Source organism: Sphingomonas sp. PvP018 (assembly GCF_017876865.1).
In the GTDB taxonomy this organism is placed as follows: domain Bacteria; phylum Pseudomonadota; class Alphaproteobacteria; order Sphingomonadales; family Sphingomonadaceae; genus Sphingomonas; species Sphingomonas aerolata.
The window spans coordinates 743,019-757,380 of sequence record NZ_JAGIOU010000001.1 but is presented as its reverse complement, the minus strand read 5'-3'; the positions used below and the strand labels follow the sequence as shown (position 1 = coordinate 757,380).

General features: G+C 67.3%; 11 protein-coding genes. 4 read left to right on the top strand and 7 right to left on the bottom strand.

Features of this window, described 5'->3' with window-relative positions; all coding sequences use genetic code 11:
* Positions 1-21 precede the first annotated feature (21 nt).
* From J3A66_RS03155 to J3A66_RS03145, 3 genes are all read right to left on the bottom strand, one after another.
* On the bottom strand, positions 22-432 hold the full coding sequence (locus J3A66_RS03155; protein ID WP_209567081.1) for a DUF2147 domain-containing protein: 411 nt from the start codon (positions 430-432) through the stop codon (positions 22-24).
* 213 nt (positions 433-645) lie between these two features.
* Positions 646-2,964 (bottom strand): 3-hydroxyacyl-CoA dehydrogenase/enoyl-CoA hydratase family protein, encoded by a 2,319-nt coding sequence (locus J3A66_RS03150; RefSeq protein ID WP_209567079.1) that lies wholly within the window; start codon positions 2,962-2,964, stop codon positions 646-648.
* Entirely contained in the window at positions 2,964-4,100 is a 1,137-nt protein-coding gene (locus tag J3A66_RS03145) for a thiolase family protein (protein ID WP_209567077.1), read from the bottom strand. Before J3A66_RS03145 ends, J3A66_RS03150 begins: the two co-directional genes overlap by 1 nt.
* Positions 4,101-4,233: 133 nt before the next feature.
* Between J3A66_RS03145 and J3A66_RS03140 the strand changes: the two genes are divergently transcribed.
* From J3A66_RS03140 to J3A66_RS03130, 3 genes are read left to right on the top strand one after another with little or no spacing between them, the layout of a single operon-like run.
* Positions 4,234-5,937: a long-chain fatty acid--CoA ligase gene (locus J3A66_RS03140; RefSeq protein WP_245336688.1), complete on the top strand. Its 1,704-nt coding sequence runs from the start codon at positions 4,234-4,236 to the stop codon at positions 5,935-5,937.
* Positions 5,934-6,317: a MerR family DNA-binding transcriptional regulator gene (locus J3A66_RS03135; protein ID WP_031440676.1), complete on the top strand. Its 384-nt coding sequence runs from the start codon at positions 5,934-5,936 to the stop codon at positions 6,315-6,317. Before J3A66_RS03140 ends, J3A66_RS03135 begins: the two co-directional genes overlap by 4 nt.
* A gap of 56 nt (positions 6,318-6,373) precedes the next feature.
* Positions 6,374-6,574 (top strand): hypothetical protein, encoded by a 201-nt coding sequence (locus J3A66_RS03130; RefSeq protein ID WP_056407824.1) that lies wholly within the window; start codon positions 6,374-6,376, stop codon positions 6,572-6,574.
* A 3-nt stretch (positions 6,575-6,577) separates the two neighbouring features.
* On the opposite strand, the gene J3A66_RS03125 is transcribed toward J3A66_RS03130, so the two are convergent.
* Positions 6,578-8,005 carry a dihydrolipoyl dehydrogenase gene (locus tag J3A66_RS03125; protein ID WP_209567075.1) on the bottom strand — a complete coding sequence of 476 codons (1,428 nt, stop codon included), beginning with the start codon at positions 8,003-8,005 and terminating at the stop codon, positions 6,578-6,580.
* A 106-nt stretch (positions 8,006-8,111) separates the two neighbouring features.
* Here J3A66_RS03125 and J3A66_RS03120 point away from each other — a divergent pair, with 106 nt between their 5' ends.
* Positions 8,112-8,738 (top strand): glutathione S-transferase, encoded by a 627-nt coding sequence (locus J3A66_RS03120; RefSeq protein ID WP_209567065.1) that lies wholly within the window; start codon positions 8,112-8,114, stop codon positions 8,736-8,738.
* Positions 8,739-8,786: 48 nt separating this feature from the next.
* Here the strand turns inward: J3A66_RS03120 and J3A66_RS03115 are convergent, their stop codons facing one another.
* Genes J3A66_RS03115 through J3A66_RS03105 form a run of 3 tightly spaced genes read right to left on the bottom strand, consistent with a single transcriptional unit; the run spans position 8,787 to position 14,340 of the window.
* Complete coding sequence (locus J3A66_RS03115; RefSeq protein ID WP_209567064.1) at positions 8,787-10,889, bottom strand: glycoside hydrolase family 97 protein; 2,103 nt, start codon at positions 10,887-10,889, stop codon at positions 8,787-8,789.
* On the bottom strand, positions 10,886-12,502 hold the full coding sequence (locus tag J3A66_RS03110; protein ID WP_209567061.1) for an alpha-glucosidase: 1,617 nt from the start codon (positions 12,500-12,502) through the stop codon (positions 10,886-10,888). Before J3A66_RS03110 ends, J3A66_RS03115 begins: the two co-directional genes overlap by 4 nt.
* Positions 12,502-14,340, bottom strand: a complete 1,839-nt coding sequence (locus J3A66_RS03105; RefSeq protein ID WP_209567059.1) for an alpha-amylase family glycosyl hydrolase — start codon at positions 14,338-14,340, stop codon at positions 12,502-12,504. Before J3A66_RS03105 ends, J3A66_RS03110 begins: the two co-directional genes overlap by 1 nt.
* Positions 14,341-14,362 lie beyond the last annotated feature (22 nt).

The window sequence follows — 14,362 nt, the reverse complement described above, 5'->3', positions numbered from 1 at the left end:
GGAGATGAAAGGGACCTGGGCTCAGCGGACGCGCGTCCAGGTCTGGGTCTTGCAGAGCGGGAAGAAGACGCAGCCGCGCAGCTTCAACTGGTTCGCGCCGACCGGGGTGATCTTGCCGCTATAGGTCTTGCCGTCCTCGGCATTGTAGACCTGGCCGCTGCTCCAGACGCCGTCCTTGTCGGACTTGAAGCCGCTGAGCATCTGCATGCCCTGGATCGGGCGGCTGCGCAGCGCGGTGTTACTGTTGTTGGCGTCCTTCATCGACGGGTTGGCGCGCAGCGCGTCGGAGGTCAGGATCCTGCCGCAGATCGAGGGGCCGCAGCGCGCGATCTCGACGATGGCGTTGTGCGTCTCGGTCCGCCAGCGGCCTACCACGGTGTCGGCGGTCGCGGGCGCGCCGGCGAGCAGCGCGGCGATCATCATCAGGGACATCGTCTATCCTCTCCTAGTGTCGGGGCGCCGCATCTGTACGGTCACCCAGTGTATTTGCGAGCACCGCGACCTATTCGCGAGTCCGCTGCCGTATACGGCATGTCGTCGACCCGCCTAGATTTGTACAAACAATAGTCAAGTGTTCTTACTGATCCGGGCAGGTGAAAAATTGGTCATGCGCGGGTGTTCCCCCGCTCGCGCGGGGGAACTGTCTCAGTTGCGCAGTGGCTTACCCGTCTGGAGCATGTGGACGACGCGCGCCTGGGTGCGCTGGTCTTTGACGCTCGCCATGAAGGCGGCGCGTTCGAGGTCGAGGAGCTGCGCCTCGGTGACGGTGTCGACGAGGTCGGCCTCGCCGCCGGTCAGCACCTCGGCGAGGCGGTCGGCGACCACCACGTCATAGTCGGTCGCCATGCCCTTCTTGTGGAAGTCGGACACCGCCATCGACAGACCGGTACGACCGCTCGCGCCCGCCAGACGGAAGGTCGGCGGCTCGGGAGCGACATAGCCCTCAACCAGCGACAGTGCCTTCGCCTTGGCGTCGGCGAGCAGGCGATCGCGGTTCATCGTGATGCCGTCGTCCTTGCGCAGGATCATCATCTCCTTCGCCTCCGCCGCCGACTTGGCGACCTGCGCGGTGGAGACCGCCTGGAACACCTTGGTCAGCGCGGGCATCGGGCCGTTGGGGAGCGTGCGCGACTTTGTCCAGCGATCGAGCATCTCGCCATTGCCGCCCCAGCCGGGGACGAGACCGACGCCGCATTCGACGAGGCCGGCATAGGTCTCGGCATGCGCCTGGACCGCGTCCGAATGGAGCAGCATCTCGCAGCCGCCGCCGAGTGCGAGCCCGGCGGGCGCGCTGACGACGGGGAAGGGGGCGTATTTGAGCGCCTTGTACGCCTGCTGCCCGCGCGCAACGCTCGCCTCGACCATGTCCCAGAGGCCCGCACCGACCGCGAACATTGCCGCACCCAGATTGGCGCCGGCCGAGAAGTTGCTGCCCTCGTTATAGACGACCAGCGCCTTGAAGCGCTCGCGCACGACAGGGACCGCTTCCTCGATGAGCGCGATGACCTGATCGTCGAGCGCGTTCATCTTGGTGTGGAATTCGAGCGCGGCGACACCGTCGCCGACGTCCCAGAGCGACGCCGAAGCGTTGGTCAGGACGGGCTGCGACCGCAGCTTGATGTCCTCAAGCAGTTCGACGCCGTCGGCGCGCGGCACGTCGACATAGGCGCCGGCGGTGGTCAGATACTGGCGGTTGCCGTTTTCAACGCGGTAGAAGGGGCGGTCGCCCGCGGTCGTCAGGATCGCAGGCACGTCGCGGCCCTCGGCAGCGAGACGCTGGGCGAGCAGGCCCGGGCCCATCCGGTCGATCAGCTCGAACGGCCCGTATTTCCAGTTGTACCCAAGCTTCATCGCGTCATCGATCGCGACGATATCGTCCGCCGCCTCGCCGACGAGCATGGCGGCGTAGGACAGCGTGTTGCCGAGGATCGTCCAGGCATAGGTGCCGATCCTGCCGGGTTCGGCGATCAGCGCGGCGAGATCCTTGCCGGTCTTGCCGGGCAGTTCGGCGGGCTTGGCCTCGGGGCGATAGTCGCCGGTCGCGAGGTCGAGCGACAGCTTGGTGCGCGTCGCCTTGTCGAAGCGGTAGAAGCCGCCCTTGCCCTTGCGGCCGGTAAACCCTTCCGCGATCATCCTGTCGACGAGCGGCATGTCGCGGACCGTATCGAAATAGGGATCGCCCGCGGGGAGCGTCGACGAGAGGCTCTTCGACAGCAGCGGCATCAGGTCGACGCCGACGAGATCGACGAGCCCGAAGATCCCGGTCTTGGGCACGCCCATCGGACGGCCGCCGATCTGGTCGGCCTCCTCGACGGTCAGCCCCTGGTCCATCGCCGCGTTGATCGCGATCGCCAGCCAGTAGGTGCCGATGCGGTTGGCGATGAAGCCCGGCGTGTCCTTCGCGCGGACGATGCGCTTGCCCATGAAGCGATCGACGAAATCCTCGACCTTCTCGGCGACCGCGACGTCGGTATGCTCGCCGCGAACGATCTCCACCAGCCGCATGTAGCGCGGCGGGTTGAAGAAATGGGTGATGAGGAAGTCGGCCTTGAACTGGTCCGAGCGGCCGTCGACGAGATGGCCGAGCGGGATCGTCGAGGTGTTCGACGAGACCGCGGTGCCCGGACGCTTGAGCGCCTCGAGCTTCGCATAGAGCGCCTGCTTGATGTCGAGCCGTTCGACGATCGCCTCGACGATCCAGTCGCATTCCGCGACGCGGTCGAGATGATCGTCGATGTTGCCCGTCTCGACCAGCTTGGCCGCGCGCTTCGACATGAAGGGGGCGGGGTCGGTCTTGAGCATCTTCGCGACGGCGCCCTTGGCCACGGCATCGCGGTCGTCACCCTCGCGGGGGACGATATCGAGCAGCAGCACCGGGATGCCGGCGTTGGCGACTTGCGCGGCAATCCCTGCGCCCATGACGCCTGCGCCGATGACGCAGACCTTTTTAATCCGATCGACCATCATGCGCGCTCCAGCACCGTTGCGATGCCCTGACCGCCGCCGATGCACTGGGTGGCGAGTGCATAGCGGCCACCTTCGCGGGCGAGCAGGGCCGCGGCCTTGCCGACGATGCGCGCGCCGGTCGCGCCGAGCGGATGGCCGATCGCGATCGCGCCGCCATCGAGGTTGATCGTCTCATCCTTGAGCCCGAGGTCGCGGATGCAGGCGATCGCCTGGCTGGCGAACGCCTCGTTGATCTCGACCACGTCGAGGTCGGCGACGGTGATGCCGGCGCGCTCCATCGCCTTTTGCGAGGCGTAGATCGGGCCGAGGCCCATCGTCGAGGGCTCGTTACCCGAGACCGCGACCGACTTGATCCGCGCGAGGATGGTCAGGCCGTGCTTCGTCGCGAAGTCTTCCGAGGTGACGAGGACGGCGGAGGCGCCGTCGGTCAGCGGCGAGGAGGTGCCGGCGGTGACCGAGCCGTCAGCGCTGAATGCGGGCTTCAGACCTGCGAGCGCTTCGGTCGTCGTGCCCGCGCGGATCGTGCCGTCCTGGCTGACCGGGCCGGCCTTGGTCTGGATCGTCACGATCTCGTCGGAGAGGCGGCCATCGGCGCGCGCGGCGGCGGCCTTGTCCTGGCTCTTCACCGCGAACGCATCCTGTTCGGCGCGCGTGATCTGGTAATCGCGCGCGACGTTCTCGGCGGTCTCACCCATGCCCATGTACGCGCCGGCGTTCTTCTTGAAGAGATCGGGGTTGGGGAGCGGGTTGTAGCCGCCCATCGGCACGCGGCTCATCGATTCGAGACCGGCGCAGATGAACGCGTCGCCAGCGCCGATGTTGATCTGGCCGACCGCGATGTGGATCGCGCTCATCGACGAGCCGCAGAAGCGGTTGACCGTCATGCCGCCGACCGACAGCGGCAGGTCGGCGAGCAGGCCGATCATCCGCGCGACGTTCAGGCCCTGCTCGCCCTCGGGGAAGGCGCAGCCGAGGATGATGTCCTCGATCGCGGCGGGATCGACGCCGGTCTTGTCGAGCAGACCGCGGATCGTCTGCGCGGCGAGATCGTCGGGGCGGACGCGGGCGAGGTCGCCCTTGCCGGCAAGGTGGAACGGCGAGCGGGCGTACCCGGCGATGACGACGTTGGTCACGATGATCCTCTCCAATTGCAATCGGTCCGCTTAAGACTTGCGGGCTACCCTTAAGGTGCGATACCTCTCCTATACGTCAAGGTGATGCGGCCTACAATATCAGTCGAGAGCGCACGCCGAAAAGGAGAGAGAGATGCTGGACACCGACGGCCGTGCGATCGGCGTACCGCTAGAAGGCGAAGCGCGTTTGCTGGGCGACATGCTCGACACGGCGGTTCGCCGATTCGGGTCGCGGACGGTGCTGGATTTCCTCGGGTCGACGATGACCTATGCCGAGCTTGGCGACGCGGTCACGCATGCGGCGCGGGGCCTGCAGGATCTGGGCGTGGTGAAGGGGACGCGGGTCGCGCTGTGCCTGCCGAACACGCCTTATTATCCGGTGCTGTTCTTCGCGGTGCTGAAGGCCGGCGGGATCGTCGTCAACGTCAACCCGCTCTATGTCGAACGCGAGCTGTGCCACCTGCTGAAGGATTCGGGCGCGGAGATCATCGCGACCTGCGACATTACCGAGATCCATGCGCGCGTGCTGAAGGTCGCGGGCGAGACGGGGCTGCGGCATGTCATCACCTGCCCGATTGCGGGCGCGCTGCCGACGCTGAAGTCGATCGCCTACCGCATCTTCAAGCGCGCCGAGATCGCCCGCGCGCCGAACGACGCGCGGCATCGCAGCTTCGAGTCGCTGGTGCGTGCGAAGGGCGCGCCCGCGCCGGTCGCGGTGACGCCGGACGAGGTCGCGGTGCTGCAATATACCGGGGGGACGACCGGCGAGCCCAAGGCGGCAATGCTGAGCCACGCCAATCTGGTGTCGAACGCGGATGCGATGATGACGTTCGTCGGCGGCGAGACGCCCGAGCAGGACCGGGTGATGGGGGCGCTGCCGCTGTTCCACGTCTTCGCGCTGACGACGGTGCTGACCTATTCGATCCGTGCGGGCGCGCAGATGATCCTGTTGCCGCGGTTCGAGCTGCAGCAGCTGCTCAAGACGATCGTGCGGACCAAACCGACCTATTTCCCCGCGGTGCCGACCATCTATGCGGCGATCACCAAGGCGGCGGAGACGCAGCCGATCGACCTGTCGTCGATCCATGCGTGCATCTCGGGCGGTGCGCCGCTGCCCGCCGAGGTGCGCACCGCATTCGAGGCGGCGACAGGGTCGAAGCTGGTCGAAGGGTACGGCCTGTCGGAGGCGTCGCCGATCATCACCTGCAATCCGATCGAGGGGCTGAACAAGCCGGGATCGGCGGGGCTGCCCTTTCCCGGCACGATCATCGAGATCCGCGACCGCGAGGACCCGACCCGGCTGCTGCCGGTCGGTGAGAATGGCGAGATTTGCGCGCGTGGCCCGCAGGTTACGCAGGGATATTGGCACAAGCCGGAAGCGAGCGCGGCGCTGTTCGCGGACGGGGCGCTGCGCACCGGCGACGTCGGGCATCTCGACGCGGACGGCTATCTGTTCATCGTCGACCGGATCAAGGACCTGATCCTGTGCGGCGGCTACAATGTCTATCCGCGTGTGATCGAGGAGGCGCTGTACGAGCATCCCGCGGTCGCCGAGGTGGTGGTGATCGGGGTCGCCGACACCTATCGCGGCCAGGCGCCCAAGGCGTTCGTCACGCTGGTCGAAGGTGCGGTCGCAACCCCCGTGGAATTGCGTGATTTTCTGCGCGACAAGATCAGCAAGATCGAGCTTCCCCGCGAGGTCGAAATCCGCGACACTCTGCCCAAGACGTTGATCGGCAAGCTATCCAAAAAGGAACTTGTCGCGGAGGAAGAGGCCAGGCTGGCACGCGCGATGCCGGCCGGGGCGGCGTCGGGGGAGAGGGGAGCGACACCGTGAACGAGCGGCAGGACGATCTTACCGGGATTCAGGACGTGTCGCAGGCGCTGGGGGTCAGCGCGCGGACGCTGCGTTTCTATGAGGACAAGGGGCTGATCGAGCCGTGCCGGATCGGCACGACGCGGGTCTATACGCGGCGCGACGTCGCGCGGATGCAGCTGATCCTGCGTGGCAAGCGGCTGGGATTCTCGCTGCGCGACATCGAGGAGTTTCTCGTCCTGTATGATGCGGATCCGCAGCATGTCGAACAGATGCGCGCGCTCGCCGAACGCTGTCGCCAGCGGATCGACGACCTCCAGCAGCAGCAGGCGGCGATCGCGCAGACGCTGGAGGAGCTGGAGAAGATCGAGGCGCAGGCGCTCGAGCGGATCGCGTCCTGACCGGCCTGTAACGCGCAGCGGTTGCACCGCGCGGCGCAGCGCGGCAGGGACGCGTGATGCGTACCATCTCCTCCGCCGTCGGCGTTCGTCTGTATCATCTCGACGATGCGCTCGAGGGCGGGGCGGCTACGACCTTGTTCTACGGCCCGCTCGGCGAGGCGCTGGCGATTGCCGCGCAGCAGAGCGAGGAGGTTCAGGCGGGGCTGTACATCGCGACCGAGAACGACGTCGTCGCCTATCTCGACCTCGACGAGTGAGGCTCAGGCACCCGCGGTGAAGCCGTCGTCGCGGTCGGCGGGGACGGGCGCGCTGACTGCCTTGCAGATCGCGCGGAGCGCGGGTTTGAGCCCCTCCTCGAGCGTCGGGTGATAGAAGGGCATGTCGAGCAGGTCGGTCGCGGTGCGGCCCTGCTGGATCGCCCAGGCGATCAGGTGCGCGCTGTGCTCGACCCCGGGGGCGGCCATCGTCGCGCCGGTGAGCCGGCCGGTGCCCGCCTCCGCATAGAAGCGGATCAGCCCGGCGTTGCGCGCCATGACCTTCGCGCGACCCTGATCCTCGTAGGAGGCTTCGCCGATGACGATGCCGTCCTGCTCGTCGGGGGTGATGTCGCCGATCACCGCGACGGTCGGGTCGGTGAACATGATCGCGAGCGGGACCATCCGCGGGCCGGGGGTGACGTCGGGGAACTGCGCGGCGTTGCGGCCGGCGATCATCCCCTCGGCGGAGGCTTCGCCGAGCACGGTGCGGTCGTGATCCGCGTCGCCCGCGATGAAGATCGGCGCGTCGCCGCACTGCATCGTCGTCCTGTCGAAGAGCGGCGTGCCGTGATCGTCGAGCGTGATCCCGGTGGTCTCGAGCCCGAGGCCCTTGAGCCGCGGCGGGCGGCCGGTCGCGACGAGCAAATAGTCGAAACGGCGGGATCCCGATTGCTCGCCCGACCAGGACAGGCGGACGCCGCCGCTGTCGGGTTCCGCCTTCAGTTCCATTTCGAGGTGGATCGGCAGCTCCTTGTCGAGGATACCGTGCAGCACCGCCGAGACCTTCTCGTCCTTCAGCGCGGCGAGGCCGGGCGACTGGTCGAACACCATCGTCTCGACGCCGAGCCGGACGAGCGCCTGGGCGAGTTCGAGGCCGATCGGGCCGGCGCCGATCACGCCGACCGAGCCGGGCAGCGTCGACAGCTCGAAGATCGTCTCGTTGGTCAGCACGCGGTCGCGCACCGCGTCGAAACTGTCGGGGATGTTCGGGTAGGAGCCGGTGGCGATCACGATTGCCTTCGCCGCGACGGTGCGGCCGTCGTCGAGGCGGAGCGTGGTCGCGTCGACGAAGTGCGCGCGGGCCTCGACCTTCACGCCGTCGGGGAGCGCGTCGAGCGAGTCGCAGACGCCCGCGACGAACGCGTCGCGTTCACGCTGGACGCGCGCCATCACCGCGGCCCCGTCGATCCGCGGCTCGGCGGCGATGCCGAAGACCGATGCCTGGCGGACCGCGTGCGCGGCATGGGCGGCGGCGATCAGCAGCTTGGAGGGCATGCAGCCGACGCTGGCGCAGGTGGTGCCCGAAAAGGTCTCGTCGATCAGCAGCGTGCGCGCGCCGTTGCGTCGCGCGTTGCGCTCGGCCGCGAGACCGGCGGTGCCCGCGCCGATGATCGCGACGTCGCAGGTTAACTCGGGGCTGGTGTTCGGCATGATCGACTCCGTCTCCGGAGCATTCCGGTCATGGCAGCGAAACCTTCCAACCGCCTGACCCGTTCCGCATGCCGATCCGAAAATCACCACGACCCGAGGACCCGCCATGCTGACCGTCCATCACCTGAATTTCTCCCGGTCTTTCCGTATCTTGTGGCTGCTGGAGGAGCTGCAGCTACCCTATGAGCTGGTCCGGTACGAGCGGGATGCGAGCTTCCGTGCGCCTGCGTCGCTGAAGGCGGTGCATCCGCTGGGCAAGGCGCCGATCGTGCAGGACGATGACCTGACGCTCGCCGAGAGCGCGTCGATCCTGTCCTATCTCGATCGCAAGTACGGGGGCGCGCGGCTCAGCCCGCCCGAGGGCACGCCCGAGGCGGCGATCCATGACGAATGGCTGCACTATGTCGAGAGTTCGGCGGCGTTCCCGATCATGATGACGGTGATCGGCAAGATGATGGGCGGACTGCCCGAAGGCCTCGGCAAATTCTCCGAGCCCGAGGTCGCCAAGACGTTTGCGTATATCGCCGACGCGGTTGGCGAGGGACCGTATCTGATGGGGGCGAAGCTGACGCTGGCGGATATCCAGATGTCGTATTTGCTCGCGACCGCGGAGAGCGCGGGGCTGCTCAGGGACCAGCCGGAGGTGAGCGCGTATTTCGAGCGGCTGAAGGCGGTGCCGGGCTATCAGAAGGCGATCGAGATTGGCGGGCCGCTCTCGCCACCGCGGCGCTGACGGGTAAGGGGACCGGCGCTGCGACACCGCAGCGCCAGTCCTGCCGGCTCAGCGCGCCTTGAAGCGGATCGCCTGACCGCCGCCGGGCGCGAGCGCGAGCGTCAGCGTGTCGCCCTTGCGGACGCGCTTCGTCTCGATCGTGATCGCGTGGCGTGCGGTCGTCTTGTAGTCGGCGCCGGGGCCGTCGCGGTAGATCTGCGCGGTGTAGGTCCGGCCGGCGTCGAGGAAGTCGAGCGCGACGGTGAGCGTCCGGGCATTCTCGTCGGTGACGCTGCCGACATACCAGTCGTTCGACTTGCGGTCCTTGCGCGCGAAGGTGACGAAATCGCCGACCTCGCCGTTGAGCACGCGAGTGTCGGACCAGTCGGTCGGCACGTCCTTGATGAACTGGAACGCGGCGGGATATTTCGCGTAGTTCTCCGGCGTGTCCGCCGCCATCACGACGGGCGAATAGAGCACGACGTAGAGCGCGAGCTGCTTGGCGATGGTCGACAGCAGATCGCTGTCGTCGGTGCCCTTGAGGCTGAGCACGCCGGGGGTGAAGTCCATCGGCCCCTCGAGCATGCGCGTGAAGGCAAGGTTCGCCTCGTGCTCGGGCGGGTTCTTGCCGGCCCAGCTGTTATATTCCATCCCGCGCGACCCCTCGCGCGCGATCCAGTTGGGATAGGTGCGGCGCAGGCCGGTGTCCTTGACGGGCTCGTGGCTGTCGATCGACACCTTGTACTTGGCGGCGGTGGTGACGACGCGGGTATAGTGGTTCACCATCCACTGGCCCTCATGCCATTCGCGGTGCTGCGACCCGTCGGGATCGACGCGCTCGATCTGGCCCGCGTCGGTGACATAGCCGGTCTTGATCGCGGGGATGCCGTGATCGCGCGCAAAGGCGAAGGCGCGGTCGAGCTGGCCGTCATAATGGCTGGCCGAGCCGCCGGTCTCGTTATGGCCGATCAGGTAGACGCCCTTCGACTTGGCGTATTTCGCGAGATAGCCGGCGTCGAAATCGGGGGTCGGCGTGTCGAACTGCATCGCGGTGCCGTCGCCGAACCAGTCGCCGTCCCAGCCGACATTCCAGCCCTCGACGAGGACGCCGGGGATTTTGTTGGCGCTGGCGAAGTCGATATAGGTCTTCACATGCGCGGTGGTGGCGCCGTGATTGGGGCCGGTCGCCCAGCTCCACTTGCCGGTGATCATGTTCCACCAGACGCCGACGAACTTGCCGGGCTTCACCCAGCTGACGTCGCCCAGCTTGTTCGGCTCGTTCAGATTGAGCTCGATATGGCTCATGTAGAGGCCGGGTGCGTCGTCCGAGAGGATCAGCGTGCGCCACGGCGTCGCGAACGGGCCGGTCCGCGTCACCTTGGGCGCGCCGGCGCCGGGGGTCAGCACCGCCTTCAGCGTGTTGCCCTCGACCTTGGCGACGTTCATGCCGGCATAGTCGACCAGCGCCGCCTCGTGCAGCGCGACATGCGTGCCGCCTGCGAGCTTCAACGTGATCGGTGTCGCGGCGGTGCCGACATCGGCGAGCGGCGTGCGGTTGTAGAGATATTCCTCGCGATTCCATTCGAAGCCGGGCTTCCACCAGGCGGTCGCGTCCTCGGCGAAGGCGAACTGCGTCAGCTCCTCGGCGATGTTGATCGTCTTGAAATTGGGCTGGTCGGGGAAGACGTAGCGGAAGCCGATGCCGTCGTCCTGAAGCCGGAACACGACGTCGATCGCGCGCTGCAACCGGTCGGTCTCGCGCAAGCGGACGCGCATCTCGGTGTGGTTGTCGCGGATCGTCTTCCACTCGCCCCAGGGCTGGGTCCAGGTCGAATCCGCCTTGTCGCGGGTGACGGTCTCGATCTTCAGATGCCGGTCGAACTTGGGCGCGTCGGTGAAGAGGAAGCCGAGCCGCGACGGCTTGACGATCAGCGTGCCCTTGCGCGTGACGCTGTAGGTCGCATGGCCTTCGCCGTCGGTCGCGACGGTGACCGCGATGCTGCCGTCGGGCGAGGTCGCGATCGCCGAGGGGATCGTCGGGACGGGCTGCGGCTTGATCGTCTCGTTCGTCGTGACGGCCGGGGTGGTAACGGCGGGGGCGGGCTGATCCTGCGCGATCACGGGTGCGGTGGTCGCGAGCAGGGTCGCCAGCGTGAGCGAGAGGGTCTTCATGATCCGGTCCTTTCGACGATCAGCGCGGCATAGCCGCCCAGTCGTCCTATCGTTGCGTCGTTGATGCTGTCGCGGACGCGCCAGTGTTCGGGGGTAGCGGGGCTCCACGCGACCGCCGTCGCGGCCATGTTGAAGACGCAGAGCAGGATCTGGTCGCCGTCACGGCGTTCGAAGGCGAGCAGCGTGTCGGTGACCTCGGTCAGGACCAGATCGCCGATCGCGAGTGCGGGGATTTCGCGGCGCAGCGCGAGCAGGCGGCGGGTGAGCGCGAGGAGCGAGTCGGGATCGCCCTCCTGCCGGTCGACCGCGAGCTCGGGATGGTCGTTGCCGACCGGGAGCCACGGCGACGCATCGGTGAAGCCCGCATGTGGCGCATCGGCCCGCCACGGCATCGGCGTGCGGGCGCCGTCGCGCGACAGCGTCAGCGGCCAGTTGGCGATCGCCTCGGGATCCTGGAGCTGGTCGAACGGCACCTCGACCTGGGTCAGGCCCAGTTCCTCGCCATAATAGAGAAAGATATTGCCGCGCAGGCAGACGAGCAGCGCGATCTTCATCCGCGCGAAGGCGTCGCGGTCATCGGGGCCGATCCAGCGCGAGACGGCGCGGGGGGCGTCGTGATTCTCGAACGCCCAGCTCGGCCAGCCCATCTCCGCGTCCGACGGCCAGAGCGTGATCGCGTCGGCAACGGTGCTGGGACGAAGGTCCGACGCGTAGAGGAAGTCGAAGCCATAGGCGCTGTTCAGCCGGGTCTGGCCGCGAGTGAACAGCTTCATCTCGCGGTCGCTGTCCGCGCCGCCGACCTCGGCCACGGTGAAGCGGTCGCCATACCCGTCAATCAGTCGCCGCAGCCGTTCGAGAAAGGCGGGGATGTCGGGATGGCTCTGGTTGTGGACATGCGCCTGATAGTCGAAGGGGCGCGTCTTCAGGCTGTTGTCGGTGACCGGCGGATTGTCGGTCAGCGCGGGGTCGTGCATCGCGAAGTTGATCGCGTCGAGCCGGAAGCCGTCGACGCCGCGGTCGAGCCAGAATTTGGCGGTGTCGACGATCTCGTCCTGAACGTCCGCATCGTGAAGGTGGAGCTGGGGCTGCTCCTTCAGGAAATTGTGCAGATAATATTGGCGACGGCGCGCGTCCCAGGTCCAGGCGGGGCCGCCAAAGACCGACTGCCAGTTGGACGGCGGGCTGCCGTCGGGCTTGGCGTCGGCCCAGACATACCAATTGGCCTTGGGGTTGGTGCGCGACGAGCGGCTCTCGACGAACCAGGGATGCTCGTCCGAGGTGTGGCTGTAGACCTGGTCGATGATGATCTTCAGCCCGAGCGCATGGGCGCGCGCGATCAGCGTGTCGAAATCGGCGAGCGTTCCGAAGATCGGGTCGACATCGCGGTAGTTCGCAACGTCATAGCCGAAGTCCTTCATCGGCGACGTGAAGAAGGGTGAGAGCCAGACCGCATCGACGCCGAGGTTCGCGACATAGTCGAGATGGCGGGTGATGCCGGGCAGGTCGCCGATGCCGTCGCCGTTCGAATCCGCAAAGCTGCGCGGATAGATCTGGTAGATGACCGCGCCCTTCCACCAGGGTCGGTGCACGGGCAGGCTCGTATCGTCGGGCATCAGCGGGTCTCCGCGGCGCAGACCGCATAGCCAAAGGCGGGGATGGTCAGCGTGACGCTGCCGGGGGCGGTCGCGCGCGCGGCGCAAGCGCCCGCGAGCGTATCGAAGCGGGTCGAGCGAGTCTCGACCTGGATCGCGCTGGTCAGCGGCTTTGCGCTGGTGTTGTACGCAAGGAGCATCTCGGCGCCGGTCACGGGATCGAAGCGCGAGACCGCGAACAGGCCGGGCGTGTCGCCCCGCGCGCGGACGAGCGTGCGGCCGCGGGTCAGCGCCGGGTGCGCGACGCGGAGGCGGGCGAGCTGGGCGATCTGGCGGAACAGCGGGTGGGTCGTACCGAAACTGGGGGTCGCGGTGGTCGCGTCGGTGCCGACGAGGCGGTTGTCGTTATAGACCGCGACCTTCGAGGCGAACATGTCCTCGCGCGCGTCCTGATCGTCGCCGTCGCCGGCAAAGCCCTGTTCGTCACCCGAATAGATGGTCGGCACGCCGCGCATCGTCAGCAGCATCGCATGGCCGAGCTTGACGCGGGCGAGCACCTCGGCCTCGCTCGCAGTCGGGTTGAGGCGGCGGACGTCGCGCGCGAAGCGGCCCTGATCGTGGTTGCCGAGGAAGGTCGGCAGGATCATCGCGGTGTCGGCGCCGTGTTCGTAGAGTGCGTCGCCGTCGAACAAGGCGGCGAGTTCGTTGGTGCCCTTATTGCCCGCGACGACGTCGGTCACGCCCCAGCGGAAGCCGAAGTCGAGCACCGCGGGCAGCTTGTCGACGCGGGTGAACCGCGCGAGATAGCCCGGATCCATCGTTCCATAGGCGACCTCGCCGAAGATGTGGAAATTAGGGATGCCGTTCGCCCTGGCGCGGTCGAGCATCGCGGGCGTGAAGGCCTGCCAGAATTCGGGGTTCACGTGGCGCGCGGTGTCGATGCGGAAGCCGTCGACCTTGAACCGGTCGATCCAGCCGCCGAAGATGTCGATCATGCCCGATACGACGCGCGGATTCTCGGTCGCGAGATCGTCGAGGCCGGAGAAGTCACCCATCGTCGAGCTCTCGTCGGTGAAGGTCGAGTCGCCGCGGTTGTGGTAGTAGATCGGGTCGTTGAGCCAGGCGGGGACCTTCACGGTCCGTTCCTTCGCAGGGACATAGGGCGTGTAGGCGAAGCCGGGGTCGGTCAGCCGCGCGAAGTTCTCAGGCGTGCGGACGGCGTCGCCAGCGAAACCGGAATTGATCGCCTTGCCGCGCAGGCCGAGCTTGCGCTGATAGGGGTAGTTGGCGCGGTCGCGATAGGCGCAGGGGGTGCCCTCGGTGCACTCGCGGTACTGGATCACGTCGGCAGTGTGGTTGATGATGATGTCCATATAGACCTTCATCCCGCGCGCATGCGCCGCGGTGACGAGCGCGGTCATGTCGGCATTGGTGCCGAGATGCGGATCGACCTGCGTGAAGTCGGTGATCCAGTAGCCGTGATAGCCAGCCGACTCCCGGCCGGGCGCGCCCTGGACGGGCTTGTTCTTGAAGATCGGGCCGAGCCAGATCGCGGTCGCGCCGAGCGACTGGAGATAGCCGAGCCGGCTGGTCAGGCCCTTGAGGTCGCCGCCATGGTAGAAGCCCTTGGCGGTCGGGTCGAAGCCGGTGACGCGGCGATCGCCGGTCAGGCCGCCGCGGTCGTTGGCGGGATCGGCATTCTCGAACCGGTCGGGGAGGACGAAATAGATGACCTCGTCCTGCGGCAGTCGCGCGCGATAGTCGGTGGCCGGTGCGGCCTTCGGTGCAGGGCCGGGGTCTGCGATGGCGGGCGAGAGCGCGAGCAACCCTGCCAGGATGGTGGCGACGCTCTTGATCATCGGATGTCCTTTTCGCACCGGA

What these genes read in the sequence shown, in the direction of transcription:
- J3A66_RS03155 (WP_209567081.1), bottom strand. Translation starts at nt 432, where the DNA reads ATGTCCCTGATGATGATCGCCGCGCTGCTCGCCGGCGCGCCCGCGACC.
- J3A66_RS03150 (WP_209567079.1), bottom strand. Translation starts at nt 2,964, where the DNA reads ATGGTCGATCGGATTAAAAAGGTCTGCGTCATCGGCGCAGGCGTCATG.
- J3A66_RS03140 (WP_245336688.1), top strand. Translation starts at nt 4,234, where the DNA reads ATGCTGGACACCGACGGCCGTGCGATCGGCGTACCGCTAGAAGGCGAA.
- J3A66_RS03130 (WP_056407824.1), top strand. Translation starts at nt 6,374, where the DNA reads ATGCGTACCATCTCCTCCGCCGTCGGCGTTCGTCTGTATCATCTCGAC.
- J3A66_RS03125 (WP_209567075.1), bottom strand. Translation starts at nt 8,005, where the DNA reads ATGCCGAACACCAGCCCCGAGTTAACCTGCGACGTCGCGATCATCGGC.
- J3A66_RS03120 (WP_209567065.1), top strand. Translation starts at nt 8,112, where the DNA reads ATGCTGACCGTCCATCACCTGAATTTCTCCCGGTCTTTCCGTATCTTG.
- J3A66_RS03115 (WP_209567064.1), bottom strand. Translation starts at nt 10,889, where the DNA reads ATGAAGACCCTCTCGCTCACGCTGGCGACCCTGCTCGCGACCACCGCA.
- J3A66_RS03110 (WP_209567061.1), bottom strand. Translation starts at nt 12,502, where the DNA reads ATGCCCGACGATACGAGCCTGCCCGTGCACCGACCCTGGTGGAAGGGC.
- J3A66_RS03105 (WP_209567059.1), bottom strand. Translation starts at nt 14,340, where the DNA reads ATGATCAAGAGCGTCGCCACCATCCTGGCAGGGTTGCTCGCGCTCTCG.